This window comes from Enterobacter sp. HK-058-C-ECC, from assembly GCF_047531125.1.
GTDB lineage: Bacteria > Pseudomonadota > Gammaproteobacteria > Enterobacterales > Enterobacteriaceae > Enterobacter > Enterobacter quasiroggenkampii.
This window is the reverse complement of the sequence record NZ_JBLKCH010000003.1, coordinates 180,964-204,295: the sequence shown is the minus strand read 5'-3', so window position 1 is coordinate 204,295 and position 23,332 is coordinate 180,964. Positions and strand designations below refer to the sequence as shown.

At 53.0% G+C, this 23,332-nt stretch carries 25 protein-coding genes; 12 read left to right on the top strand and 13 right to left on the bottom strand.

Annotated features, from left to right (window positions below):
- Positions 1–117: 117 nt before the first annotated feature.
- From ACMWJS_RS09085 to ACMWJS_RS09075, 3 genes are all read left to right on the top strand, one after another.
- The gene (locus ACMWJS_RS09085; RefSeq protein ID WP_414746967.1) at positions 118–465 is read left to right on the top strand and encodes a hypothetical protein; all 348 of its coding nucleotides are present in this window, start codon (positions 118–120) and stop codon (positions 463–465) included.
- Positions 466–979: 514 nt separating this feature from the next.
- Positions 980–2,029 (top strand): hypothetical protein, encoded by a 1,050-nt coding sequence (locus tag ACMWJS_RS09080; protein WP_414746966.1) that lies wholly within the window; start codon positions 980–982, stop codon positions 2,027–2,029.
- Positions 2,030–3,168: 1,139 nt separating this feature from the next.
- Complete coding sequence (locus tag ACMWJS_RS09075) at positions 3,169–3,483, top strand: hypothetical protein (RefSeq protein ID WP_015673660.1); 315 nt, start codon at positions 3,169–3,171, stop codon at positions 3,481–3,483.
- Here ACMWJS_RS09075 and ACMWJS_RS09070 read toward each other — a convergent pair.
- From ACMWJS_RS09070 to ACMWJS_RS09030, 9 genes are all read right to left on the bottom strand, one after another.
- Positions 3,480–4,286, bottom strand: coding sequence for a DUF4225 domain-containing protein (locus tag ACMWJS_RS09070; protein ID WP_223539527.1), 807 nt, complete (start codon positions 4,284–4,286; stop codon positions 3,480–3,482). The two genes, ACMWJS_RS09075 and ACMWJS_RS09070, sit on opposite strands and share 4 nt — an antisense overlap.
- A 183-nt stretch (positions 4,287–4,469) precedes the next feature.
- A complete protein-coding gene (locus ACMWJS_RS09065; RefSeq protein ID WP_262802534.1) occupies positions 4,470–4,895 on the bottom strand; it encodes a hypothetical protein in 426 nt (141 codons plus the stop codon).
- Entirely contained in the window at positions 4,873–5,286 is a 414-nt protein-coding gene (locus ACMWJS_RS09060; RefSeq protein WP_252152166.1) for a polymorphic toxin type 44 domain-containing protein, read from the bottom strand. Before ACMWJS_RS09060 ends, ACMWJS_RS09065 begins: the two co-directional genes overlap by 23 nt.
- On the bottom strand, positions 5,283–5,774 hold the full coding sequence (locus ACMWJS_RS09055) for an Hcp family type VI secretion system effector (protein ID WP_088204235.1): 492 nt from the start codon (positions 5,772–5,774) through the stop codon (positions 5,283–5,285). The genes ACMWJS_RS09060 and ACMWJS_RS09055 overlap by 4 nt, the downstream gene beginning before the upstream one ends.
- Positions 5,775–5,963: 189 nt before the next feature.
- Positions 5,964–7,034, bottom strand: coding sequence for an ABC transporter ATP-binding protein (locus tag ACMWJS_RS09050; RefSeq protein ID WP_021242036.1), 1,071 nt, complete (start codon positions 7,032–7,034; stop codon positions 5,964–5,966).
- Positions 7,027–8,796 carry an ABC transporter permease gene (locus tag ACMWJS_RS09045; protein WP_023294491.1) on the bottom strand — a complete coding sequence of 590 codons (1,770 nt, stop codon included), beginning with the start codon at positions 8,794–8,796 and terminating at the stop codon, positions 7,027–7,029. The genes ACMWJS_RS09050 and ACMWJS_RS09045 overlap by 8 nt, the downstream gene beginning before the upstream one ends.
- An 80-nt stretch (positions 8,797–8,876) precedes the next feature.
- Positions 8,877–9,965 (bottom strand): ABC transporter substrate-binding protein, encoded by a 1,089-nt coding sequence (locus ACMWJS_RS09040; protein WP_048029136.1) that lies wholly within the window; start codon positions 9,963–9,965, stop codon positions 8,877–8,879.
- A gap of 168 nt (positions 9,966–10,133) precedes the next feature.
- Positions 10,134–10,829 carry a response regulator gene (locus ACMWJS_RS09035; RefSeq protein WP_023326016.1) on the bottom strand — a complete coding sequence of 232 codons (696 nt, stop codon included), beginning with the start codon at positions 10,827–10,829 and terminating at the stop codon, positions 10,134–10,136.
- Positions 10,813–12,453: a sensor histidine kinase gene (locus tag ACMWJS_RS09030; protein ID WP_063622393.1), complete on the bottom strand. Its 1,641-nt coding sequence runs from the start codon at positions 12,451–12,453 to the stop codon at positions 10,813–10,815. The genes ACMWJS_RS09035 and ACMWJS_RS09030 overlap by 17 nt, the downstream gene beginning before the upstream one ends.
- Before the next feature lie 176 nt (positions 12,454–12,629).
- On the opposite strand from ACMWJS_RS09030, the gene yjdI reads away from it, so the two are divergent.
- Together yjdI and ACMWJS_RS09020 are read left to right on the top strand one after the other, a co-directional pair.
- Positions 12,630–12,860: a 4Fe-4S mono-cluster protein YjdI gene (yjdI, locus tag ACMWJS_RS09025; RefSeq protein ID WP_008499689.1), complete on the top strand. Its 231-nt coding sequence runs from the start codon at positions 12,630–12,632 to the stop codon at positions 12,858–12,860.
- Positions 12,861–12,870: 10 nt separating this feature from the next.
- Positions 12,871–13,143, top strand: a complete 273-nt coding sequence (locus tag ACMWJS_RS09020; RefSeq protein WP_008499687.1) for a GNAT family N-acetyltransferase — start codon at positions 12,871–12,873, stop codon at positions 13,141–13,143.
- Between the two features lie 27 nt (positions 13,144–13,170).
- Here the strand turns inward: ACMWJS_RS09020 and ACMWJS_RS09015 are convergent, their stop codons facing one another.
- A complete protein-coding gene (locus ACMWJS_RS09015) occupies positions 13,171–13,782 on the bottom strand; it encodes a LysE family translocator (protein WP_048029141.1) in 612 nt (203 codons plus the stop codon).
- Between the two features lie 115 nt (positions 13,783–13,897).
- On the opposite strand from ACMWJS_RS09015, the gene ACMWJS_RS09010 reads away from it, so the two are divergent.
- A complete protein-coding gene (locus ACMWJS_RS09010; protein ID WP_008499685.1) occupies positions 13,898–14,368 on the top strand; it encodes an Lrp/AsnC family transcriptional regulator in 471 nt (156 codons plus the stop codon).
- Between the two features lie 38 nt (positions 14,369–14,406).
- Here the strand turns inward: ACMWJS_RS09010 and ACMWJS_RS09005 are convergent, their stop codons facing one another.
- Entirely contained in the window at positions 14,407–15,636 is a 1,230-nt protein-coding gene (locus tag ACMWJS_RS09005; protein ID WP_414746965.1) for an amino acid permease, read from the bottom strand.
- Positions 15,637–15,755: 119 nt separating this feature from the next.
- Positions 15,756–16,217: a multidrug/biocide efflux PACE transporter gene (locus ACMWJS_RS09000; protein ID WP_111967506.1), complete on the bottom strand. Its 462-nt coding sequence runs from the start codon at positions 16,215–16,217 to the stop codon at positions 15,756–15,758.
- Positions 16,218–16,321: 104 nt separating this feature from the next.
- On the opposite strand from ACMWJS_RS09000, the gene ACMWJS_RS08995 reads away from it, so the two are divergent.
- The 6 genes from ACMWJS_RS08995 to ACMWJS_RS08970 all read left to right on the top strand — a co-directional run bounded on the left by ACMWJS_RS08995 (position 16,322) and on the right by ACMWJS_RS08970 (position 22,912).
- Entirely contained in the window at positions 16,322–17,188 is an 867-nt protein-coding gene (locus tag ACMWJS_RS08995; RefSeq protein WP_048029146.1) for a LysR family transcriptional regulator, read from the top strand.
- 93 nt (positions 17,189–17,281) lie between these two features.
- A complete protein-coding gene (locus ACMWJS_RS08990; protein WP_045415627.1) occupies positions 17,282–18,460 on the top strand; it encodes an acetyl-CoA C-acetyltransferase in 1,179 nt (392 codons plus the stop codon).
- Positions 18,461–18,695: 235 nt separating this feature from the next.
- On the top strand, positions 18,696–19,532 hold the full coding sequence (gene kduI, locus ACMWJS_RS08985) for a 5-dehydro-4-deoxy-D-glucuronate isomerase (protein ID WP_045909902.1): 837 nt from the start codon (positions 18,696–18,698) through the stop codon (positions 19,530–19,532).
- Positions 19,533–19,595: 63 nt separating this feature from the next.
- Positions 19,596–20,357, top strand: coding sequence for a 2-dehydro-3-deoxy-D-gluconate 5-dehydrogenase KduD (gene kduD, locus ACMWJS_RS08980; protein WP_048224726.1), 762 nt, complete (start codon positions 19,596–19,598; stop codon positions 20,355–20,357).
- 313 nt (positions 20,358–20,670) lie between these two features.
- Complete coding sequence (locus ACMWJS_RS08975) at positions 20,671–22,086, top strand: sugar porter family MFS transporter (protein ID WP_045909900.1); 1,416 nt, start codon at positions 20,671–20,673, stop codon at positions 22,084–22,086.
- Between the two features lie 133 nt (positions 22,087–22,219).
- The gene (locus ACMWJS_RS08970) at positions 22,220–22,912 is read left to right on the top strand and encodes an aspartate/glutamate racemase (RefSeq protein ID WP_414747008.1); all 693 of its coding nucleotides are present in this window, start codon (positions 22,220–22,222) and stop codon (positions 22,910–22,912) included.
- Between the two features lie 14 nt (positions 22,913–22,926).
- Here ACMWJS_RS08970 and ACMWJS_RS08965 read toward each other — a convergent pair whose 3' ends face one another.
- On the bottom strand, positions 22,927–23,319 hold the full coding sequence (locus ACMWJS_RS08965) for a winged helix-turn-helix transcriptional regulator (protein WP_126534001.1): 393 nt from the start codon (positions 23,317–23,319) through the stop codon (positions 22,927–22,929).
- Between the last annotated feature and the right edge of the window lie 13 nt (positions 23,320–23,332).

The window sequence follows — 23,332 nt, the reverse complement described above, 5'->3', positions numbered from 1 at the left end:
GGCAAAAGGTGAAGTTGTGATGTCCGGAAACAAAATCGACGCCGCAGCTACTGAGAGCAGGAAAAAAAGTCTGCAAAAGCTGAGCCGCCAGACATGGGGCGAGAACGCGCCCTTGAAATGACATGGACTGACTTTTGGGAGATGATCAAAGCAAACGACAACGTAGAGCCTTTTCCTGAGGATGAAGGCCATATTATTGAGCGCGTTCGTGCCGCAGTGGATGAAATTTACTGGGATGTTGAATTCATGGATGACGGCGGGATCCGGCTTGATGATGGGGATGCTGAGTATTTTTTTACTCAGTACGATCTCAAAGAGAATGCCCTTGTGGCTATCCATGCCCTGAGACGGGAAATTTGCTATACGCTGGATAGGATCCGTTCCGGAAAACTGATAGATGATGTTTCTCTCTGGAGTTCGGCAGGTTTAAAGGCTCTCACGTTGCCTCTGGAGAACTTCGACTGATAAACCGTCATTACAAAGAAAAAGTGTAAACCCCGCCCAAAGCCCTGCTATTACTGGCCTCGCAGCAAAAGTGTAAAGTCAAGATATACAGAAATATACATGAAAATCTTCCCTGAGCCCGAAAAGTGTCAAGTCAGCGACTGATGCTAAGAAATGCCAGGGTTTTGGAGTTAAAAAATGGAAAGTGTAAACCCCGTTGAGAGCCTTACTAATACTGGCCTGAGAGCAAAAGTGTAAAGTGACGATGTATAGAAATGTTAAGGTTCGCGCGGGGTGGAAAGCAAAAGTGTAAAGTGGCCATCCTCACCCGCGCCAGTTACCCAAGAGTCATGCTTGGTCTCATGCTCCTGCTTACTCTCACAAGGGCAGGGTAAATGGGAGGAACGGAGCAGGGGAGTCTAAGTTACAGTTGCTTCGAACGGCCAACTAGCTACAAAAACTGGCTTAAAGCTAAGCAAATGGTTGTATACTTCGCTTTTAATAAAGACCTATTCATTGGAAGAAAACATAAGGATTGAATAATATGGGGTGTGATTGCATTAATTTTATTCCTGCTACATTCAAACCATCTAAGATAGTGGAGTTTTTAGAGTTTGTTGGTTATAGGTTTCAAGGGAAAAAGAAAACAGATGAATATGTTGTTTATTCAATGACTTTCTTTGAATTCATAGATTACAAATATAAAGAAGGTGTTTCACTCGAGATATATGACTTTGGAATTGATCGTGAAATAGAGATTAGTACTCACACTAGCATATGGCGTTCAGCTGATGATACGGATTTCCACAACTACACTATAAAGAAAATAAAAGAAAGGTTTGGTGGGTGGTTTCATTCTGATTATGGTAGGAATAGATATTTTAAAATTAGCTCTGACAGACTATCTGGAGCTGAGGCTGGAGTTTTGTATGCATACGAAAGTTTTTGTGAGAATCTGAAAACAATAACTATGATTACAAATTATCTTGAGAATAACAATGAAGGTGTTATTCAAACTTTTGATGGTGAGTTTTCATTTTTGAATAAATACAATCCAAAGGTAATGATTGCTAACATATTGATTCCGTATGTTATTTCTCTAACTGAGGAATTTTTCAGAGCTTCGTATATCGCATTGTTACGGTACTCTTCTGTTCGAGATAAAATAATATCTTCATCCAACCGTTTGGGCGGTGATGAGCTTGTTAGAATACAAAATAAAGAAATGGATGTTTGTGAGGCTATTTCAAAGTGGCTAAACTTCCAAGAGATAAGTAAAGTTTCAAGTCACTTTTGTGCTATTAATAAGAAAATTGACGTGTCAGGGGTTTTTCGAAAATACAAAAGAAATAAGCTGAATGGGTATGATTTATTTTCTCAATTTATTGAGAGGAGGCATGATTTGATACACAGAGCAAGCTATGATCACGATTATACAAAAGAATCAATTATTAGAGATATCAAAGATATAAATAATTTAATTGGGTTTATATATCTCCATATTGCTTTTGTGAATGGGTGGGAGGTTGATAAATATAGGAATGTCTCAATTTTAGAGTTGCCTAAAGGTAATTTACGTGTTTGATTTGTATCTCCGTAAAAACAATATAAATATTTTTTATAAAAAGGGCACAATTAAGGTGCCCTAGCATTGCAGGGTATCAAATACTTGTTTGAGGTTATTTGAATTCTTGGGGATGTATCGAAAAGGTACCGTTGCCTTCATGGGCCAAATGAAGTGATTCACAGCCACTCCACTAGGCTTTCGCTCTCAAAATTTTTTGATGGGTGATTTTTGATTTTATCTTATGAAACAGATACTTAAGTTTGCAGTCTTATAATCCAGATCAAACGAGAGAGTTGAACTGTCTATACGCTCAGTCAATTTTGTCCTCCATCTGATTACTCATAGTCCTTATTGCTCACGACATGACGTTTTCTCAGAAAGCCAAAGATCATAGCTATGAATGGTAGTCTTTTTTAAGGTCAGTTGGTGTCATCGGTCAGCTAAAGCGTTAAGCTATGTTGGATGTGTATAGGAATGTGTATAGTTGATTTTTTATAACAGGAACGATCCGCGTTTTAACTGGGTTTGTTTGTTGTTGTTTTGTTCCCTTCGTCCGCTTCAATCTCCGGATAAATCAATAAGTTATGATTTGGCAGTTAGTTACGTTGCCCCGCTTTAGCAGGTACAACTTAAACTACCCATTGTTCTACGCCCGCACCTGTCGCGTGATTGGTCTGTGGTACAAGGGAGCACATCATCACGCTGGCGGTGGTTCCAGGTTCTTACCGCGACAGCAAAACAACGAACAAAAAGCCGCATATCTGGCATATCTCCCGAACAGATTGATCATACGCATTTAAGCCCGATGTGCGGCCTTGTGGCTGCGTAAACAGGTGTATAGTGGTAAACGTACCTGCACACGATATGCAGGCCCTTCCAGCGCTTCGCTCACGCTCCGAAAGGTACACGAGCACCCTGATAAGGTGTGATCCCTCTGACAATCTGATTTGGTCACTGGTGACTTTCGCAAAGCGAAACCAACCAGGTTGGCCTGATGCAGTCGCTATGCTCCGCTTGTTGCTTGTACCACTAACGGGGCTTTATGGCTTCTATTGTCTGAAATCTAATACATTGCACAAACATCAAGTGGATTACTGTAAAGTTCATCTCTATGATTATGTGTGCCATTGCCAGTTAAGAAATGCGGAGAGGACAATATGGATGTTACTGATGAGGCTTTGTTGAGTTCTGGCTTTACACCATCGGATTTGAAGAAGATAAAGAACAACGTTGAAAGCTATGGTGGAACGTTGGGGAATGCAATCAGGGACCTGGCCAGGCGATTTATTCTTGCCGTGTGGGTTGTATCCGGTTGCCTTGCTGTATTCATTTTTCTTGTGATGTTCGCATCTGAGCAGAGTGTTTTCTCTGGTGCTATTGGCCTTTCTTGTGGCGCAGCGGTTGCAATTTTTATACAACCGCCTGTACTTGCTTATAAATCTTGGCGATTCTGTAGAGCGAACAAATCTTAATTAGTACTGTTATCAGTAGCCAGAAGATCAAAAATGACTTTCGCTTTGACACCATATCCAGCGATTTTCATCGTTAGCTTAGGCTTGCTCATTGTGTCAACTTTTCGGTAGTAATCACGCGGCAGCCAACGGAATAATCGCCAAGCTCCGGGTTTCCTTGCTAAGCCGAAGATACTATAGACACTCGTCCCTAGAGTCACTGTATTATAAAGAGCTAATCCACTTTTTGGGCTAAACCCCATAAATTGTGCGGTCTCCATTGCGCCATCAGCAAAAATTCCTTCCGATTTGGATTGTTCACCATAGCGAAGATGGCTTGCTTCTTTTGTTATACCGTTAATACCATCAACAAATAAAACTGCTCCTGCAAGAACTCCAACAGGGGTCATAGTGGACATCATAACCATCCCACCAAATAATGCTGCTCCAGATACCACTATATGAATTGCCGAAATCACGTATCCGACGATTTTATTGTTTTCCCTGACAAACTCGACCTTTGCATAAAGTTGGGCGGCTCTGGTTCTTAACAAGCGTTCTTGTTCTTGCAGATTATCTGTTTCGGCACGCAGATTTTTGATGCATGCAATGCATTCTTCATCGGTTTTGGCCCGTAGTGCAGTTTCAAATTCTTTCTCTACGACCTGCCTTATCTCTTCGACAAACTTGATACGTGTTATCCCATCTTGCAAATAGAATGCTGATAGCCGATTTGCAGTTTCGACGAGTTTCCGGGCTTCCAGATTTACCATGGTATCTGACCATGTTCTGTTCCACCCCCTGTTGAGCAGCGCAATATCCATTAAAGACTCCATCCCAAAATGTGTCTGGTCATTTTAAGTGCAATAAGGTCGAAGACAACAGGAAATACTTTCACAACCCGCCCCGTGGGGGGCCGTCTCTTTATTCTCCCAGTTTACATCTTCCTGCTTAAAATATCCTGGTGTTGCCACTGCGTCACACCAGCGTGAAAGCTGGCTATGCTCTTAGAAGGGTATGGCTGTGAGGTAGACAGGTACTAAGTAGATTGAATCATGCACTCTATAAGCCGCCTGGTTGTGAAAGGTGTAGATGGTTCCCTTCACTGACAGATAGATCGCATCATTTTCGACTTTCCTCAATGCGTTTTTGTCCGTAGTGATCATGAAAGGCTCGTCATCGTCCTTCAGACTCTTAATAAATGATTTATCGTCTTTGTTAGCATCATACAAATAGAAACGGTAGGAAAAGCCTGTGGTGGCGCCTGCACTCGCTTCCGTGATGAATAGATTAGCCTGGTTGTTTACTTTCACCTTCTTGATAATCTCTTGCTCAAGTGGTGAGAAGTGCAGCATGTTGTAAACCCCAAAGGCGATAACAATCAACGGTATCAGAAGAAGATACCGTCTCTTAAAAACCTGTGCGTTTTGCATAGTCGATACCCGCTCTTATCCAATATTGGTCATTAGGATCATCGCCGTAAGGCGTTGAGCCATACCAATTACCAAAAGCCGCATCAGTTGTTCCTGCGCGACTTTGCGCCCATCCTGCGCCCCTAAGTAATACTTCGTCAGGAATCCCCGCAGCGTGACCAACAGCCCCGTAATGGAAGTTTCCAAAACTCTCGAACTGTCTATCGCGCTGTTTGTAATCCCATGGTCCATGCCCTCTTACCTGCTGATAAAACCATGCATAGGTGAGGGCTGACGGGCCACGATGAAAGCGAGCCATCATCATATTACTGACGATATTCACGCCTGGCGGGGCGAAAGAGGACACATCAAACGGCGGGTGAGGTGATGCCGCTAATGTTGGGTATCTCACGCTTGCGCTCTCTCATTCCATGCATCGGTGAACTGCACGTTACCATCGCAGTATTTCCATGTGATTTTTTCATAACGAAGTTCTACGCACTCAAGGTGGGTATGCTTCTCTTTGGTCGGATCTTTGGTGTCGTGCATCACTGGCGAAACGCCGACAACTTTTACGCCTTCAAGCAGGAAGTTGAAGTATTCCGCTTCCTGTCCTGCGTCGTTGATCTTGTACCATTTGAACTCAGCAGATTTTAGCGTCTGACCAGTGGCTACGGCTTTATAGAGGTAGGGGGATGAACTATCAAACTCTTTTTGAATTAGCACAGCTGAGTGCTTGCGGGTTCCTGTGATCTTTCCCGTCATTCCGTCCGTTGGAATGCTGAGATTATGGGAAAATCCGGTGATCTCAATGCTGCCCTCACGATCTTGAACGTCTACAGAGCCTTTAATGTCTGCGCCGCCGTCATCTTTAAGCCATAGGTAAGCTGGAATAGCCATTTTTCTTTTCCTCATGTTGTTATACAAATTCATAAGGAAATTGTACCGACAGGGAAAGTGGGTGGTAAATAAGCGTATCAAATTCAAAGCGTTATATTTTATTGAGTTTGAGTTAAGTTAAACTAAATACATTTCTAATGTAAAAAGGCCGCATCCCGCAGCCTTTTCCTCTCACACTCACCCTCACCCTCACCCTTTCGGAAACACCCAAACATGCTTCTCCGGCAGCGAAAGATGGCAGTGCTGCGGATCCCGAACCTCATGCCCATACGCACGGATCACAAAATCATCCCCCACCGTGCGGAACAGGTACTCCCAGCGGTCGCCGAGGTACATGCTGGTGAGCAGCGGCAGCTCAAGCTGATTTTCCCCTGGCCCCTCAACCACCGCGACGCGCTCGACGCGGATCACCGCCGTGGCGTCAGCGCCACTCTGCACGCCTTCACCGGCCTGGCCCCACAGCACCCAGCCTTTGCCTTCGATACGCGCTCTACCGTCGCGCACTTCGGTGACCTTGCCGTGCAGGCGGTTGTTGCTGCCCATAAACTCGGCGGTAAACAGCGTCTTCGGCGAGCCGTACATCTCCTGCGGCGTGCCCTGTTGCTCAATTTTGCCGTTGTTGAGCAGCAGGATACGGTCGGAAATGGACATCGCTTCGTTCTGGTCGTGCGTCACCATCAACGCGGACAGCCCGAGCTTGATAATCAGCTCGCGCAGGAACACGCGGGCCTCTTCGCGCAGCTTGGCGTCGAGGTTGGAAAGCGGCTCGTCCAGCAAAATCACCGGTGGGTTGTACACCAGCGCACGGCCAATCGCCACGCGCTGCTGCTGCCCACCGGAGAGCTGGTGCGGGTGACGTTTGCCAAGATGGCCCAGGCCAAGCTGGTCCAGCACGTCCTGCACGCGCTGCTGGATCTCTTTGGCCGGAACTTTGCGCAGCTTGAGCGGATAGGCCACGTTCTCAAACACGGTTTTGTGCGGCCACAGGGCATAGGACTGAAATACCAGCCCCAGGTTACGCTCTTCCGCCGGGACCTCACTGCGCGGCGTGCCGTCGTATACTTTATTGTTGCCAATCACAATCGAGCCCTGGGTCGGTTTTTCCAGACCCGCGACGGCGCGGAGCAGGGTGGTTTTGCCGCTGCCGGAGGGGCCTAACAGGGAGACCACTTCGCCGCGCTTCAGGTTCATGGAGACACCTTTTAAAACAGGATTGTCGCCGTAGGTTAAGTGCAGATCGTCAACCGCTAATTCAATCATGTATTTTCACTCCGAAACGAAGGGCAATGCCCAGACCTACCACGACAAGCAGGATGTTAATGAAAGAGAGCGCCGCCACGATATCAATGGCACCCGCGGCCCAGAGGGAAACCAGCATCGAGCCGATGGTCTCCGTGCCGGGCGAAAGCAGATACACACCCGTTGAATATTCGCGCTCAAAGATCAGGAACATCAGCAGCCACGAACCGATAAGACCGTAGCGAGAGAGCGGAATGGTGACGTGGCGGGTGATCTGCCCGCGCGTCGCCCCGGTGCTGCGCGCCGCCTCTTCAAGCTCCGGCCCTACCTGCAGCAGCGTGGAAGAGATGAGCCTCAGCCCGTAGGCCATCCACACCACGGTATAGGCCAGCCAGACGCTGAAAATGGTGCTGCGCAGCGAGCGCAGCCAGACGATGACGTTCTCACGCATCCAGTCGGTCCAGGCAAACCCGGAAAGCCAGCCGGATTTCAGCGAGTTATCCAGCCACATCGGCAGGAACAGGAACACCCACAGGAAGGCCAGACCCGCCAGCAGGCCAGGCACGGCGCGCGGCACCAGCACGCTGTAGTCCAGGAAACGCGTGGTGTTGTCCGGCTTACGGTGCATGGCAATGCCGACAAACAGGTAGCACACCACGGCCAGCGCGCCGCCAATGACGCCAATCGCCATGGAGTTGACGATGGCGCGCAGCAGGTTGGGCTGCGCCCAGATGGTGCGGAAGGTGTTCAGAGAAAGCTCGTCCCACAGCGAAACGCCCACGCCCCAGTTGGAGATAAACGCGCGCAGCACCACGCCGAGCAGCGGAACGCCGATGGTAACGGTGAGCCAGAAGGCAATCACCGCGCCAGCCACCCAGCGCCATTTACCCAGCGGTAGCGCGCGGGCCTGCGAGGCCTTGCCCTTCATGGTGACGAAGCGGTTGGCAGTACGCATCAGGCGACGCTGGAGCATCACCAGCGGGATTGTGATGCAGATCAGCACCACGGCAACCGCCGCCATCAGGTTATAGGATGGGGTACCCATCTTGTTCGTCAGCTTATAGAGATAGGTCGCCAGCACCATGTTGCCTTCCGGGTCGCCGAGGACCAGCATCAGGCCGAACACTTCCAGCCCGAGGAAGAACAGCAGCACGGTGGCGTAGAGAATGGACGGACGTACCATCGGCAGGCTGACGGAGGTCATCACCTGCCAGGGCGACGCGCCCGCGGTGCGTGCGGCTTCTTCCACGTCGGAGCCCACGCTGCGCAGCGCTGACGAGATATACAGATAGGCGTGCGGGACGTGCGTCAGGCCGGCGATGACCACAATGCTCGACATGTCGTAGATGTTCCACGGCACAAAGCCAATCAGCGCCTCGGCCCACTGGGAGAGAAAGCCCACCGGACCGGCGGCCACCACGTAGCCGAAGCCCAGCACCATCGGTGACACGAAAATCGGGACCAGGATCAGCGGCTCAATCAGCCGGCGACCGGGCAGGTCGGTACGCACCATCAGAAACGCCAGCACGCCGCCCAGTGGGATAGAGATAAAGACCAGCCCGAAAGCCAGAATAAAGCCGCTTTTCAGGGCCTTATAAAAATCGGGGTCGGTGAAAATAAAATCAAATGATTCAAAGCTCCACTCTTTTGACGGCGAAAAGAACGGCGCGGACAGGAAGCTCTGGATCACGATAAACGACAGCGGCGTGTAGATAACCAGGGCGGTTATCAGCACGACGATGCCTCGCGGCAGGCTTTGCCACTTTCTGCGTAATGTATTCATGGGGTATCCCTGGTATTGCAGCCCAGAAAAACGAACTCAGTCGATAAGGGAGCGCGGCGGCCAGCGCCGCGCTCAGACGCTTATTTACCGGCGGCGGTACGCCACTCTTTGATGTACTCGAGGCGTTTTTTCGGCTGCAGGTATTCCAGCAGCGTTTCATCAACCGGGATCGGCTTCAGCGCGTTGCCGAGGATTTTGGTCAGGCCGTCGATATCGTTCTTGCCTTCGATATCGTTACGAATGGAGGGGATGTCCGCCTGATTGGCCAGAATGTTTTGCCCTTGTTCAGAAAGCACGTAGTCCAGCCACAGCTTCGCGGCATTGCTGTTTTGCGCCTGCTGGCTGATGAACGACACGCGCGACAGCACCAGGGTGTAATCCTTCGGATAGGAGATGCCGAGTGACGGATCGTTTTTCGCACGCGCTTCCGCATAAGAACCGAGGATGTTGAAGCCAATCAGGTTTTCACCGGAGGAGACGCGCTCCATCATGGTGCCGGTAGACGACTGCACCGACAGGCCTCCTTTGGCGACGTCGGCCAGGGTCTTAAAGTAGTTTGGATCGGCGTTGTGATCCTGCACCGAAAGCATAAAGCCCAGACCCGATTTTTCGATATCGTAGGTGGTGACTTTGTTCTTGAATTTGTCCGTCTGGCTGGCAATCAGCTTCGCCAGTGCGGCGTGAGAATCCGGCACGTCGCCAGCCGGGATCAGACGCTTGTTGTAGATAAAGACCACCGGCTCATAGGTGGTGCCGTAGGCCTTATCTTTCCAGACCGCCCATTTCGGCAGCTGGCTTTGCTCCGGAGATTTGTACTCCATGGCGTAGTCGGTGGCGAGCTTCAGGCCGGTGTCCATCGAGGAGCTCCAGACCACGTCGCCGCTCACGCCGCCGGAAGCCTGTTCGCTGATGAAACGGTTGTACAGCTCGGTGCTGTTCATGTCGTTGTATTCGACTTTAATGCCCGGGTAGGTTTTTTCGAAGCCCTGAATCAGCGGACCGGCAGCTTTGATGTCGGTGGTGGAATAGATGACAACCTTGCCCTCTTTCGTGGCGGCATCAACCACTTTTTGATACTCAGCAGGATACCCCTGCGGCAGGGCAGAGAGTGCAGAAGCAGAGAACAGTACGGTAGCGGTAAGCAGAGAAATTCGGAACGTGTTCGACATTATAGTTAACCTTTTAGTTACATTTGAGGAACTAATTGTCAACATAGCGTAAAGCGCGCCTCCGACAATAGGGAGGCGAGGGCAATGATTCCGAAGTGTGATTGTCGCCGTCGTTTCAGCAATTAACACCATAAAATCCGCGAACGTTAGCCAACGAACGGTTTCGGATTACGGTTTATCGGGGGCTTTGCGGTATAACCGGCGAGGATGACCAATATTGCCGTACAGCATTTCAACGCTGATTAACCCGCTTTCCACGCAGTATTCGAGATAGCGGCGCCCCGTGGTTTTGCTGATCCCCACGTTTTCCACCACCTCCTCAACCGACATCGCGCTGTCGGGATGCTCGGCGAACAGGCGTTTAATCCGCTCCAGCGTCTGGGGCTCAATGCCTTTTGTGGACGGCGTAACGGAGGCTTCCGCGGCAGGCAGATGAAACAGGCGATCCAGCGCATGCTGGTCGACCACCTTCACCTGCTGCACGGTGTGGATGAAGCGCATAAACCGCTCCAGCGAAGCGTGCAGGCGCTGGAAAAAGACGGGCTTGATTAGGTAATCAAACGCGCCGCTGCGCATGGCGTGGCTGCAGGTCTGCATATCGCTGGCGGCGGTGATGAAGATCACCGAACACTCATAGCTTTTCAGCAGCGGGTTATCGATGAGCTCCACGCCTTTACCGTCCGGAAGATAGTTGTCCAGCAGGATAAGCCGCGGCTGATGCTGACGAATCAGGCTGCATGCCTGCTCAATCGACGCGGCGATACCCACCACGCGTAAATGAAAATTCTGCTCGATATATTCGCGATGCAGCTCCGCCAGGTGCGGCTCATCTTCAACGATCACAACATCAAGTGCTCGGGTCATGCTTTAGCCCATTCGGAATAAACACAGAAAAAATAGTCCCTTGTGGCGTGTTGTCGGCAATCTCAATGCTGCCGCCAGCCTTATCGATATATCCTGCCACCAGATACAGGCCAATACCGTGCTCGGTGCCCACAATGTCGTTTTCACGTTCCGGTTTGCTGCTGAATCCCTGGCGGAAAATATGCGGCTTCATCGCATCCTCCACCCCACAGCCCCGGTCGGCCACCTCGATCAGCAGCTCCTGGTTACGGTCAGAAATGTAGAGTTCCACCGGCGCGGGGACCGGAGCCTTAAGGGTCGCGTCCACCGCGTTATCCAGCAGGTTACCAATAATGGACATCAGCTCCGTTTCGTTGAGCGTGGCAGGCATGCGGGTGAGCTGGCAGGCGGGGTCAAACAGCAGCTCGATGCCTTTTTCGCGCGCACTGACGTATTTTCCAAGCAGCAGACCACACAGCGCGGGAGAGGAAAAACGGGCGGAGACGAAGTCCAGCACCCGCTGCGCGCCTTCGGACTGCACCTGGATGTAACGAATCGCCTCGTCATAGTGTTTCATCTGCAGCAAGCCCACCAGCGTGGCGGTCCAGTTCAGTTGCTCGTGGCGCATAATGCGCAGGTTATCGGCATAGCGCTTGATCTGACTGAGCTGGCTGCTGAGGGTGTTGATGTCATTTTTGTCGCGAAAGCTGTAGACCCAGCCGCTTTCAACGCCGGGTTCGACCTCAATCGCCACCCGGTTGACGATTACCTCCCGCTGGTTCAGCACGGCAATCTGGTCGTGGCTGCCACTGCTCACCGAGGCGTAGCGCTGGGATAAAAAGCCCGGCGACGTCTGCAGAACGTCTTCCAGCGGTTTGCCGATAAGCGCTTTCTCACTTTGCCGAATATCCAGCATTTCTCGTGCGGCGCGGTTAATTAAAATCAGCTGCTTCTCTTCATTGACGGCAAATACCCCCTCATACATGGCTTCTAATAGCGCGCGCTGCTGCAAAACCAGCTGAGCGATATCTTTCGGCTCCAGTCGGAACATCTGTTTTTTGAGATTGCGGGTAAACAGCCAGGAGAACATAAACAGCAGCAGCAGAAGAGCCGCGCCGTACAGCCCGGACTGCCAGAGAATGCGGGCATTAATATTGGCAATATAGGAGGTCAGATAGCCGACCGAGACAATACCAATCACCTGGTGCTGTGCGTTAAAGATCGGCGCTTTGCTGCGCAGTGAAACCCCAATCCCGCCCTGGCGCACGGAAATAATGGTTTTGCCCTTTAATACCTCCGCATTATCTCCGCCGATCATCGGTAAATTAATCCGCTCCGGGGATTCCGAATGATAGAGATGCTGTTCCTCGGTATCGCCAATCACAATGTAGCTGGCATCGCTTTCGGCGCGCAGCGGCTGGATTAACCGAGCGATGCCGGGGATATCTCTGGCCGCAACCATTGCCGCCAGACCCGGCATCAGCGCGATCTGGCTGGCCTGAACCCGGGCACGCTGGCCGAGATCGTGATGGAGCTGCCGGTCAATAAAATGAAACAGGATCGTTCCCAGCAGAACTAACAGCAGGCAAGAGAAGCACACCAGCGCTAAAAACAGCTTTACCTGAAAAGAGAGTCTGCGTTTCATTCAACCTGCGGATGTTATGTAAAAGTGACATTTGCCGAGCCTGACATGGGCAAATAGCGGACGCAATCTGGCAAGAAAAGAGTTGTGACCTGGCTTTTCGTTTTCGGCGTTATAGCCATCAGGATCCCGTCAGGCTATTCTTCATTCAGCACGATAATAATTACAGAGGCAATGTCATGGATAAAGAGCTACTGGATGCGGGTTACCGGGCCTATACCGGCGAGAAAATTGACGTTTACTTCAACACCGGGATCTGCAAACACTCCGGTAACTGCGTGCGTGGCAGCGCAAAGCTGTTTAATCTGAAACGTAAACCGTGGATTATTCCCGATGAAGTGGACGTTGAAACGGTTGTCCGCGTGATTGATACCTGCCCGAGCGGTGCGCTGAAGTATCGCCAAAAATAAGCGAGGAACCATGGATATTCTGGAAGGCCATAACAAGTTTTACGTGAATGATGCGAACGGCAACCAGGTCGCGGAGATTGTCTTCGTGCCGACCGGCGAGCACCTGAGCATTATCGAGCACACCGATGTGGATGAGAGCCTGAAAGGGCAGGGCGTCGGTAAACAGCTGGTGGCGAAGGTGGTGGAGAAGATGCGCGGTGAGAACCGCAAAATTATTCCGCTGTGCCCGTTCGCGAAACATGAGTTTGATAAAACGCGGGAATATGACGATATTCGGGCGTAAATAACACCGGCGATGGCCGGTGTTTTTTTATCTTACCTGCTCAAGCAGCAATACCATCGCGATTAGCACCATTATCCCTCCAGATGCCATGCTCACGCGCCGCGCCGCCTGTGGCCGGGTCGCCAGCACCGCTTTCGAACCATACCCCACCAGCAGATAGACCAGCGTACAGGTGATAAGGTGCATCATCCCAAGCGTGGACATTTGCATTGCTAACGACCAGCTCCCGGTCGGGTCTGTAAACTGCGGGAGCAGGGCCAGGAACAGCAAAAACACTTTCGGGTTTAGGCCGCTAATACAGAGCCCTTTCACCGCCCACTGTCGCCAGTTTCCCGCGTGGTGGCTCGCCTTTTCCGGGGCGGCAGGGTGACGCAACAGTCCGATGCCGAGCCACAGAAGATACGCGGCCCCCGCGAGGGTCAGCCCGGTTAACGCCAGCGGATGTTGAGCAATCACGACCCCCACGCCAGCCACGACAATGAGCGTGGCTAACAGATGCCCTGACATCAGCCCCAGCACCGCCGGTACCACGCGTCGCCCGTTAATCCCGGCGCTAATGGCGTAGGCCCAGTCGGCGCCTGGCGTCATGATGAGCAGAAACGAAACCACCCAAAAGCCGGCCACAATACTCATTTCCATCGTTCTGAAAACTCCCGCAGTGCGTTAAACGTTGCGAAAAAGAATATCGTTAACCCTGCGAAATAGGCTTTCAATGTTATGCTCATAACACGGTGAAATTGAGAAAATCTTCCAAATGGACAGCATCGATCGAAAAATTCTTGCGGCGCTCCAGTCTGATGGACGCCTGTCGCTTACCGAGCTGGCTGAGCGGGTCAATCTGAGCCTCTCGCCCTGTCATCGTCGCGTGCGGGCGCTGGAGCAAAGCGGGGCCATAACGGGATACCGTGCCAGCCTGGATCCCGCCAAAATGGGGTTTAACTTCCTGGCAATCGTCTTTGCGACGCTGAAAGAGGGGGACCGAAAGGCGGTTAGCGCGTTTGAGGAGGCGGTGGAGGAGATCCCGCAGATCGTGCTGGCGCAGCGTCTCTTTGGCGATCCCGATTATCTGATGCACGTTGTGACCCGCGACCTCTCCGCTTTCCAGAAGCTCTATGACGAGAAGCTTTCCGCCATGCCTGGCGTGCAGCATCTTCGCTCAACGCTTGTCATGAAAACGGTGGTGCAGGACAGACCTTTTCCGCTGGACGTTACGGGACGAGACTGAATGACATGCCCGGCAGAACGCCGGGCATCAAAGAGGGGTTAGCCGACGAACATTACCGACACGCACAGCACCCCGACGATCAGCGTCAGCAGGTTGCCAATGGAGCGGTACGGTTTCAGGGAGGGGATGAGATACGTCGACAGCGTCGGCATGATAAACAGGATCATGGCGATAAGCGGACCGCTGATGGCGTAAATCATCGAAATGGCGTTCGGGTTAATGCAGCAGACGGCAAAGGTGATTAACGACACCCCCATAATGGAAATCGCGCGGTTAAAGGCGCGGCTCTTTTTCACGCCCACCTGATTCAGCGACGACTTCACGATCTCCGTCGCCCCTTCAATCACCCCAAAATAGGTGCCGAGGAACGATTTCGACATCGCAATTATCGCTACGACAATCCCGGAAATTCCCAACCACGCCGGTGAAGAGGGCATCATCGACAGCGCGGACAGGATCGTCACCCCTTCCTCTTTGGCGGCCACAATGTACGACGGCGGAATGGAAAGCAGGCAGCTGAAGACAAAGAACAGCACGCTCAGGCAGATAATCAGGTACGCCACCTTCATGATTTTCTTACATTTATCCATGGCGCCGTCGCCAAATTTCTCGCGACGGTCAACGGCAAACGTGGAGATAATCGGGGTATGGCTGAACGCAAACACCATCACCGGAATCGAAATCCAGACCTGGTGCAGCGTGTGGCGATCGACGGCCATCTGGCTGGTCAGCAGCGAGGGCTGCCAGCTGCCGATCAGGTAGAGCGAGACAAACAGGAAATAGGCAATTAGCGGAAACACCAGGAAGCCCATCACTTTTATCGTGATATGCCGTCCCATCAGGAAGATCAGATTCAGGACCAGCACCACGCCTAGGCTGACCAGCACGCGAACGGTGGTATCCACCGTCAGGTGTTTTCCCAACTGCTCGGTTAACGAGTTGGTGATGGCCACCGCATAAATCTGCACCACCACAAAGAAGGCGATGAAATAGAGCGTAGTGATCAGGTTGCCGATCTTCCGGCCGTAATAGTGCGAAACGGCGCCGGTGATCCCTTCGTTGCCTTTCGTTTTCGACGAGAGGATAAATTGCGCCAGCGCTTTGTGCGGCCAGTAGGTTAAGGGATAGGCCACGAGGGCGGTAATAAACAGGACGATTGCGCCTGCGGAGCCCAGCTGAATGGGCAGGAAGAGCGTTCCTGCGCCCACGGCCGTGCCGTAGAGAGCGAAACTCCAGAGAGTCTCATCTTTTGACCAAATTTTCGACATTAGAGCAACGTATCAACTATCAAACCATCGGAATGGAGTGCAATTTACCATAGTTATGCACGGAGAGCGCAGTTGCTTCGAAGGCGTTTGGCCGGAACGGACGTCCGGCCAGAAGGGGTTTAGCCTGCCAGGGCGCGTCGTTGCTGGCGGCGCTTAAGAAATTTCTCGCGGAGGCAATCGTACGCCCAGTTATAGAACATGGTGTACGGCAGGAAGAACAGGAAGAAACCTATTTCCAGTGTGAATGCCTGCAGCAGGGTGACGCCCAGTACGGCGGCGACAATCGACACGCCAATCACAATAAACCCGCATTCGAACCCCAGCGCATGCAACGCACGCACTTTTGCCGTACGTTTGACGCGCTGAACGGGCCAGAAACGGTCGAAGCCGAAGTTATAAATAATGTTCCACAGCATGGCGGTGGTCGCCAGAATAATGGTCAACCCACCCATTTCCACCACGGAACGCTGCATGAGCCACGCCGCCGTAGGGGCGAGGATCGCCGTCGCAATTCCTTCAAAACAGACTGCATGAAAGATCCGCTCCGGCAGTTTACGGTGGAGTGCATCCTGATGTTGCATAGCGATAGACCTCGTTATTCGCCGGTATCGGCGTTGATGTGGCCTATTTTCATCGCTAAAGCTGATATATTAAAGATAGTATCCATCGCTAAAGTAGATAGGTTATGCGCTATTCACCCGAAGCCCTTACCGCGTTTGTCGAGACCGTTGCGGCAGGCTCTTTCTCTGCGGCCGCACGCCGGCTGCGTAAAAGCCAGTCGACGGTCAGCACGTCCATTGCCAATCTTGAAGCCGATCTGGGCTTCGAGCTGTTTGACCGCTCGGCACGCCAGCCGGTGTTAACGGCCCAGGGAGAACAGGTGCTGGGCTATGTGCAGGCTATACTCGCCGCCAGCACGCGGCTGGATGAGCTGGCGGTGTCGCTATCGGCGCAAACGGAGGCGCGTCTGACGTTTGTCCTTTCCGATACCCTCAACCCGGACGTGCTGGAAGAGATGATGAAACAGTTTGACGCGCGCTTTCCCCATACGGAATTCGAATGTCTGATTGGCGAGGAGGAGGACGTGATCGACCTGCTGCAAAAGGAGCGCGCACAGATCGGCCTCACCGAAGCGCGAGACGGTTATCCTACGGATATCGGCGCTATCCGGCTGCCGATGCAGACCCGCATGGCGATCTATGTCGCGACCACGCATCCGCTCGCCGGACAACATGACGTTCAGCGTGACGAGCTGCACGGCTGGCGAGAGTTGCGGCTGAGCACCTATCTTGAGCGCGAGGCGGAGATCGCGCGCGGGCCCGTCTGGTCAGCCCCGAATTACCTGTTACTCTTGAGTATGGCGGTACAGGGATTTGGCTGGTGCGTCTTGCCGTGCGCGCTGGTGGATGAGTTTGCCGCCGCGAAATCCCTGGTACAGCTCAATGTTCCCGGCTGGCCGCGGGCGATCGGCATCGATCTGCTGTGGAATAAACGGTCCCCTCCCGGCGTTGCCGGAAGCTGGCTGCGACAGTATCTGCAGGATGCACGCTGATCCTTGTGATTAAACTCACTATTTTTAAACAATTAAGATAATTGCCAGTAACAATCCTCTACTATCGTCATGTCATTTAACACAGAGGTCGTGATGAAAGATGTCGTAATAGTGGGTGCGTTGCGTACAGCTATCGGCTGTTTTCAGGGAGCGCTTGCGCGTCACTCGGCGGTTGACCTGGGGAGCGTGGTGGTGAAAGCGCTCGTGGAACGTAGCGGGATCGCAGCACATGAAGTTGACGAGGTGATTCTGGGACAGGTCCTCACGGCCGGTGCCGGGCAAAACCCTGCGCGTCAGGCGGCGCTGAAGGGCGGGCTGCCCAATACCGTCTCCGCTATCACCATCAACGACGTCTGTGGTTCAGGATTAAAAGCGCTGCATCTCGCGACGCAGGCCATTCAGTGTGGTGAGGCGGACGTGATCATTGCGGGCGGGCAGGAGAATATGAGCCGCGCGCCGCACGTGTTGACCGACAGCCGCACCGGCGCACAGCTGGGCAACAGTCAGCTGCTCGACAGTCTGGTGCATGACGGCCTGTGGGATGCCTTCAATGACTATCATATGGGCGTGACGGCGGAAAATCTGGCGCGCGAGTACGGTATCAGCCGTGAGGTGCAGGATGCCTATGCGCTGAGCTCGCAGCAAAAAGCGCGTGCGGCGATTGATTCCGGTCGTTTTCGCGACGAAATTGTCCCGGTCAGCGCGCTGCGTCAGAACGGCGAGGTGATGGTTGTGGATACCGATGAACAGCCTCGCACCGACGCCAGCGCTGAAGGGCTGGCCAGGCTGAATCCTGCTTTTGAAATGCAGGGCTCGGTGACGGCGGGAAACGCCTCTTCCATTAACGACGGCGCTGCCGCCGTCATGATGATGAGCGAAAGCAAAGCCCTCGAACTCGATCTTCCCGTGCTGGCCCGCATTAAGGCATTCGCCAGCGTGGGGGTTGATCCTGCGCTAATGGGGATCGCGCCGGTCTACGCCACCCGTCGCTGTCTGGAGCGTGCAGGGTGGCAGCTTTCTGATGTGGATCTGATCGAAGTGAATGAAGCCTATGCTGCGCAGGCGATCTCCGTCGGAAAAATGCTGGAGTGGGATCCGCTGCGGGTTAACGTGAACGGTGGGGCGATCGCGCTGGGGCACCCGATCGGGGCGTCCGGCTGCCGGATCCTGGTTTCGCTGGTCCACGAAATGAAAAAGCGCAATGCCCGCAAAGGGATTGCCACGCTCTGTATCGGCGGCGGGCAAGGGGTGGCGCTGGCCATCGAACGCTAACCTTTCCTCATTGAAAAGACCTCCTCCGGGAGGTTTTTTTGTGCCCTTTTTCTCCCGTCGGTTTAATTGTGATCCGAACATCATTTCCGTTATAAACAAAAATAAAAAATGAAACGTTGTTTTAAATGTAATTGAAAAGCTCACTTTATGCCGATAGTATGTGCTTATTATGAAAAACGGAACGCTGTTTCGTTTTACTTCCCGCCTTCGGGCATGACCACATCTGGAGGTTACCGTGGACGTCAGAGAAAGCATCCACAGCGCGCACGCCAAAACGCTGGATACTCAGGGGCTGCGCAAGGCATTTTTAGTCGAGCAGATATTCGAGGCCGACAGGTACACCATGGTTTACAGCCATATCGACCGCATTATTGTGGGCGGCATTATGCCCGTCACGAAAACCGTCTCCGTGGGCGGCGAGGTCGGTAAACAGCTGGGCGTGAATTATTTCCTCGAGCGTCGCGAGCTGGGGGTGATCAATATCGGTGGGCCGGGCACCATCACCGTAGACGGACAGTGCTATGAGATTGGCCATCGCGAGGCACTGTACGTAGGTAAAGGGGCGAAAGACGTGGTCTTTGCCAGCATCGACGCCAGCAAGCCTGCGAAGTTTTACTACAACTGCGCGCCGGCTCACACCACCTGTCCAACCAAAAAAGTGACCACGGCAGACGTCGCGCCCGTGACGCTGGGCGACAACCTCACCAGCAACCGCCGTACCATCAATAAATACTTCGTGCCGGACGTGCTGGAGACCTGTCAGCTCAGCATGGGGTTGACCGAGCTTGCGCCAGGGAACCTGTGGAACACCATGCCGTGCCATACCCACGAGCGCCGGATGGAAGTCTACTTCTACTTCAACATGGATGAGGACGCCTGCGTGTTCCACATGATGGGACAGCCGCAGGAAACGCGCCATATCGTGATGCACAACGAGCAGGCGGTGATTTCGCCGAGCTGGTCTATTCACTCCGGCGTTGGGACAAAAGCCTACACCTTTATCTGGGGAATGGTGGGCGAAAACCAGGTCTTTGATGATATGGACCATGTTGCGGTCAGCGATCTGCGCTAGTCGCGGGCGGTGAAGCGTAAACCTGCCTGTGAGTGACAGGCTCTGAAAGAGTAAGGAATAAACATGATTCTGGATGCATTCTCTCTGCAGGGGAAAGTGGCGGTGGTTTCCGGATGTGACACCGGGCTGGGTCAGGGGATGGCGTTAGGCCTGGCGGAAGCGGGCTGCGATATCGTCGGGATTAATATCGTTGAACCGACGGAAACCATCGAACGCGTGACGGCGCTGGGTCGTCGTTTCCTGAGCCTGACCGCCGACCTGCGTAAAATCGATGCCATTCCTGAACTGCTGGATCGCGCGGTGGCGGAATTCGGCCATATCGACATTCTGGTCAACAACGCCGGACTGATTCGCCGTGAAGATGCGATCAACTTCAGCGAACGCGACTGGGATGACGTGATGGATTTGAACATCAAGAGCGTATTTTTCATGTCCCAGGCGGCGGCAAAGCACTTTATCGCGCAGGGGAACGGCGGCAAGATCGTGAATATTGCCTCCATGCTCTCGTTCCAGGGCGGTATCCGCGTGCCGTCTTACACCGCGTCCAAAAGCGCCGTGATGGGTGTGACCCGCCTGCTGGCAAACGAGTGGGCGAAGCATAATATTAATGTGAATGCCATTGCGCCGGGTTACATGGCGACCAACAACACCCAGCAGCTGCGCGCAGACGAGCAGCGTAGCGCGGAAATCCTCGACCGTATTCCTGCGGGGCGCTGGGGTCTTCCGCGCGATCTGATGGGGCCGGTGGTCTTTCTGGCCTCGTCGGCATCGGACTATATCAACGGCTACACCGTGGCGGTTGATGGCGGCTGGCTGGCACGTTAATTCCACCTGCATGACGAACCTCTGCCCTCGGGTGGAGGTTTTTTTTGGCTAAAAATTGCCATTATCCATATGACATAAGATGAAAAATCCATACTGAAAATTCATAAATGACGCGTATCACAGTTTTATCGCTTAAATATTAGGTAATTAATAAAAAACGGTGCGATTTCAGCATTAGTTGAAATTGTAATGTCCATCACAGATCGTGATGCCATAGCGAAATAATCCATATCTTCACGAATTCCCGCCTGACACTTTTCTTCACTATCTCGTAATTTCATTTAACGAATTTTGCTGTTGAGGCAGGAAAAATATGACATCTATAAATGACTCTACCCTAATGCCCGCTGCGCTGCGCGATACCCGGCGCATGAATCAGTTTGTCTCCATTGCCGCTGCCGTGGCGGGCCTGTTATTTGGACTGGATATTGGCGTCATTGCCGGTGCATTACCGTTTATTACCGATCACTTTACCCTGAGCAGCCGCCTGCAGGAGTGGGTGGTGAGCAGCATGATGCTGGGCGCGGCCATCGGCGCGCTGTTCAACGGCTGGCTCTCGTTTCGTCTGGGGCGCAAATACAGCCTGATGGCCGGGGCGATTCTGTTTGTCGCCGGCTCCATTGGCTCCGCGTTTGCCGCAAACGTTGAGGTTCTGCTGCTTTCCCGCGTGCTGCTGGGCGTGGCGGTGGGGATTGCCTCCTATACGGCACCGCTTTATCTCTCCGAAATGGCGAGTGAGAACGTGCGCGGGAAGATGATCAGCATGTATCAGCTGATGGTCACGCTGGGTATTGTGCTGGCGTTCCTGTCTGACACGTACTTCAGCTACAGCGGAAACTGGCGCGCAATGCTCGGCGTGCTGGCGCTGCCAGCGGTGGTGCTGATTGTCTTAGTGATTTTCCTGCCGAACAGCCCGCGCTGGTTGGCGCAAAAAGGGCGCCACGTGGAGGCAGAAGAGGTGCTGCGCATGCTGCGCGATACCTCCGAAAAAGCCCGCGAAGAGCTGAACGAGATCCGCGAAAGCCTGAAGCTCAAACAGGGGGGCTGGGCGCTGTTTAAAATCAACCGCAACGTGCGCCGGGCGGTCTTCCTCGGCATGCTGCTGCAGGCGATGCAGCAGTTCACCGGCATGAACATCATCATGTACTACGCGCCGCGCATTTTCAAAATGGCCGGGTTCACCACCACGGAACAGCAGATGATCGCCACCCTGGTGGTCGGGCTGACCTTCATGTTCGCCACCTTTATTGCCGTATTCACCGTGGACAAGGCGGGCCGCAAACCGGCGCTCAAAATTGGCTTCAGCGTGATGGCGCTCGGCACGCTGATCCTCGGCTACTGCCTGATGCAGTTTGATAACGGTACGGCCTCCAGCGGACTTTCCTGGCTTTCTGTCGGGATGACCATGATGTGTATCGCAGGCTACGCGATGAGCGCCGCGCCCGTAGTGTGGATCCTGTGCTCCGAAATCCAGCCGCTTAAATGCCGTGACTTTGGCATCACCTGCTCCACGACCACCAACTGGGTGTCGAACATGATCATCGGCGCGACGTTCCTGACGCTGCTGGACGCGATTGGCGCAGCGGGAACGTTCTGGCTCTATACGGTGCTGAACGTGGCGTTTATTGGCATCACGTTCTGGCTGATCCCGGAGACTAAAGGCGTGACGCTGGAACACATCGAGCGCAAGCTGATGGCCGGGGAGAAGCTGCGAAACATCGGCGTGTGATCGTATTGCCTGTCTACGTATTCCAGCGTATGCAGGCGATAACGGATATTGGTTTAACAAGGCGCTGAACAGAGCGCCTTTTTTTATTGGCATCGGTTATGTTAAAAGAAGAAATCAACGAAAAGGAGGGATGATGAAAACGATCGGCCTGTTAGGTGGAATGAGCTGGGAATCGACAATCCCTTATTATCGCCTGATTAACGAAGGGGTGAAGCAGCGTCTGGGTGGTCTGCACTCCGCAAGCCTGCTCCTGCACAGCGTGGATTTCCATGAAATCGAAGCCTGCCAGTCGAGCGGCGAGTGGGACAAAGCCGGGGAGATCCTGGCCCAGGCGGCGCTCGGGCTTGAGCGGGCCGGCGCCGAGGGGATAGTGCTGTGTACCAATACCATGCACAAGGTGGCGTCGCATATTGAGAACCGCTGCTCGCTGCCGTTCCTGCATATCGCTGACACGACCGGGCGCGCAATTGCGGCATCCGGGATGCGCCGCGTAGCGCTGCTGGGCACACGCTACACCATGGAGCAGGATTTCTACCGCGGGCGCTTGCGCAGCGAGTTTGGGATCGAAAGTCTGATCCCGGAAGAAGAAGACCGGGCGGGCATCAATCAGATTATCTTTGACGAGCTCTGCCTTGGCACCTTCAGTGAAACCTCCCGCGCCTTCTACGTCAGCGTCATCGAAAAACTTGCGCAGCAGGGGGCCGAAGGGGTGATCTTTGGCTGCACGGAGATCGGTTTACTGGTACCCGTTGAGCGAAGCCCTCTCCCGGTATTTGATACCACCGCTATTCATGCTGCGGATGCCGTGGCGTTTATGCTGTCCTGAGCATCCGGTTCTGGTTACATGTTGGCGGCGTCATAAGCGGATTGCGCCGCCACAATAGCATCAATATTATTTTCCACCCAGTGCGCCAGCACCGTCACCGTTTCAGTTAACGTCTGGCCAAGCGGTGTCAGGCTGTACTCGACTGTGACAGGTACCGTGGCGAATATCTTTCGCGACACCAGCCCATCTCGTTCCAGCTTGCGTAAAGACTGGGTCAGCACCTTTTTGGTGATTCGCTGAATATCGCGTTGAAGATGATTAAAGCGCATCGGTCCATTCTCAAGGCGCGCAAGGATTAACAGTGCCCACTTATCGGCGATACGCGTCAGCACGCCGCGTGTCGGGCAGCGCTCATCGAACACGTTGTAAGGAGGCATCTCCTTTTTCAATACTGCTGTAGGGGTCATGGTGGTTCCCTCG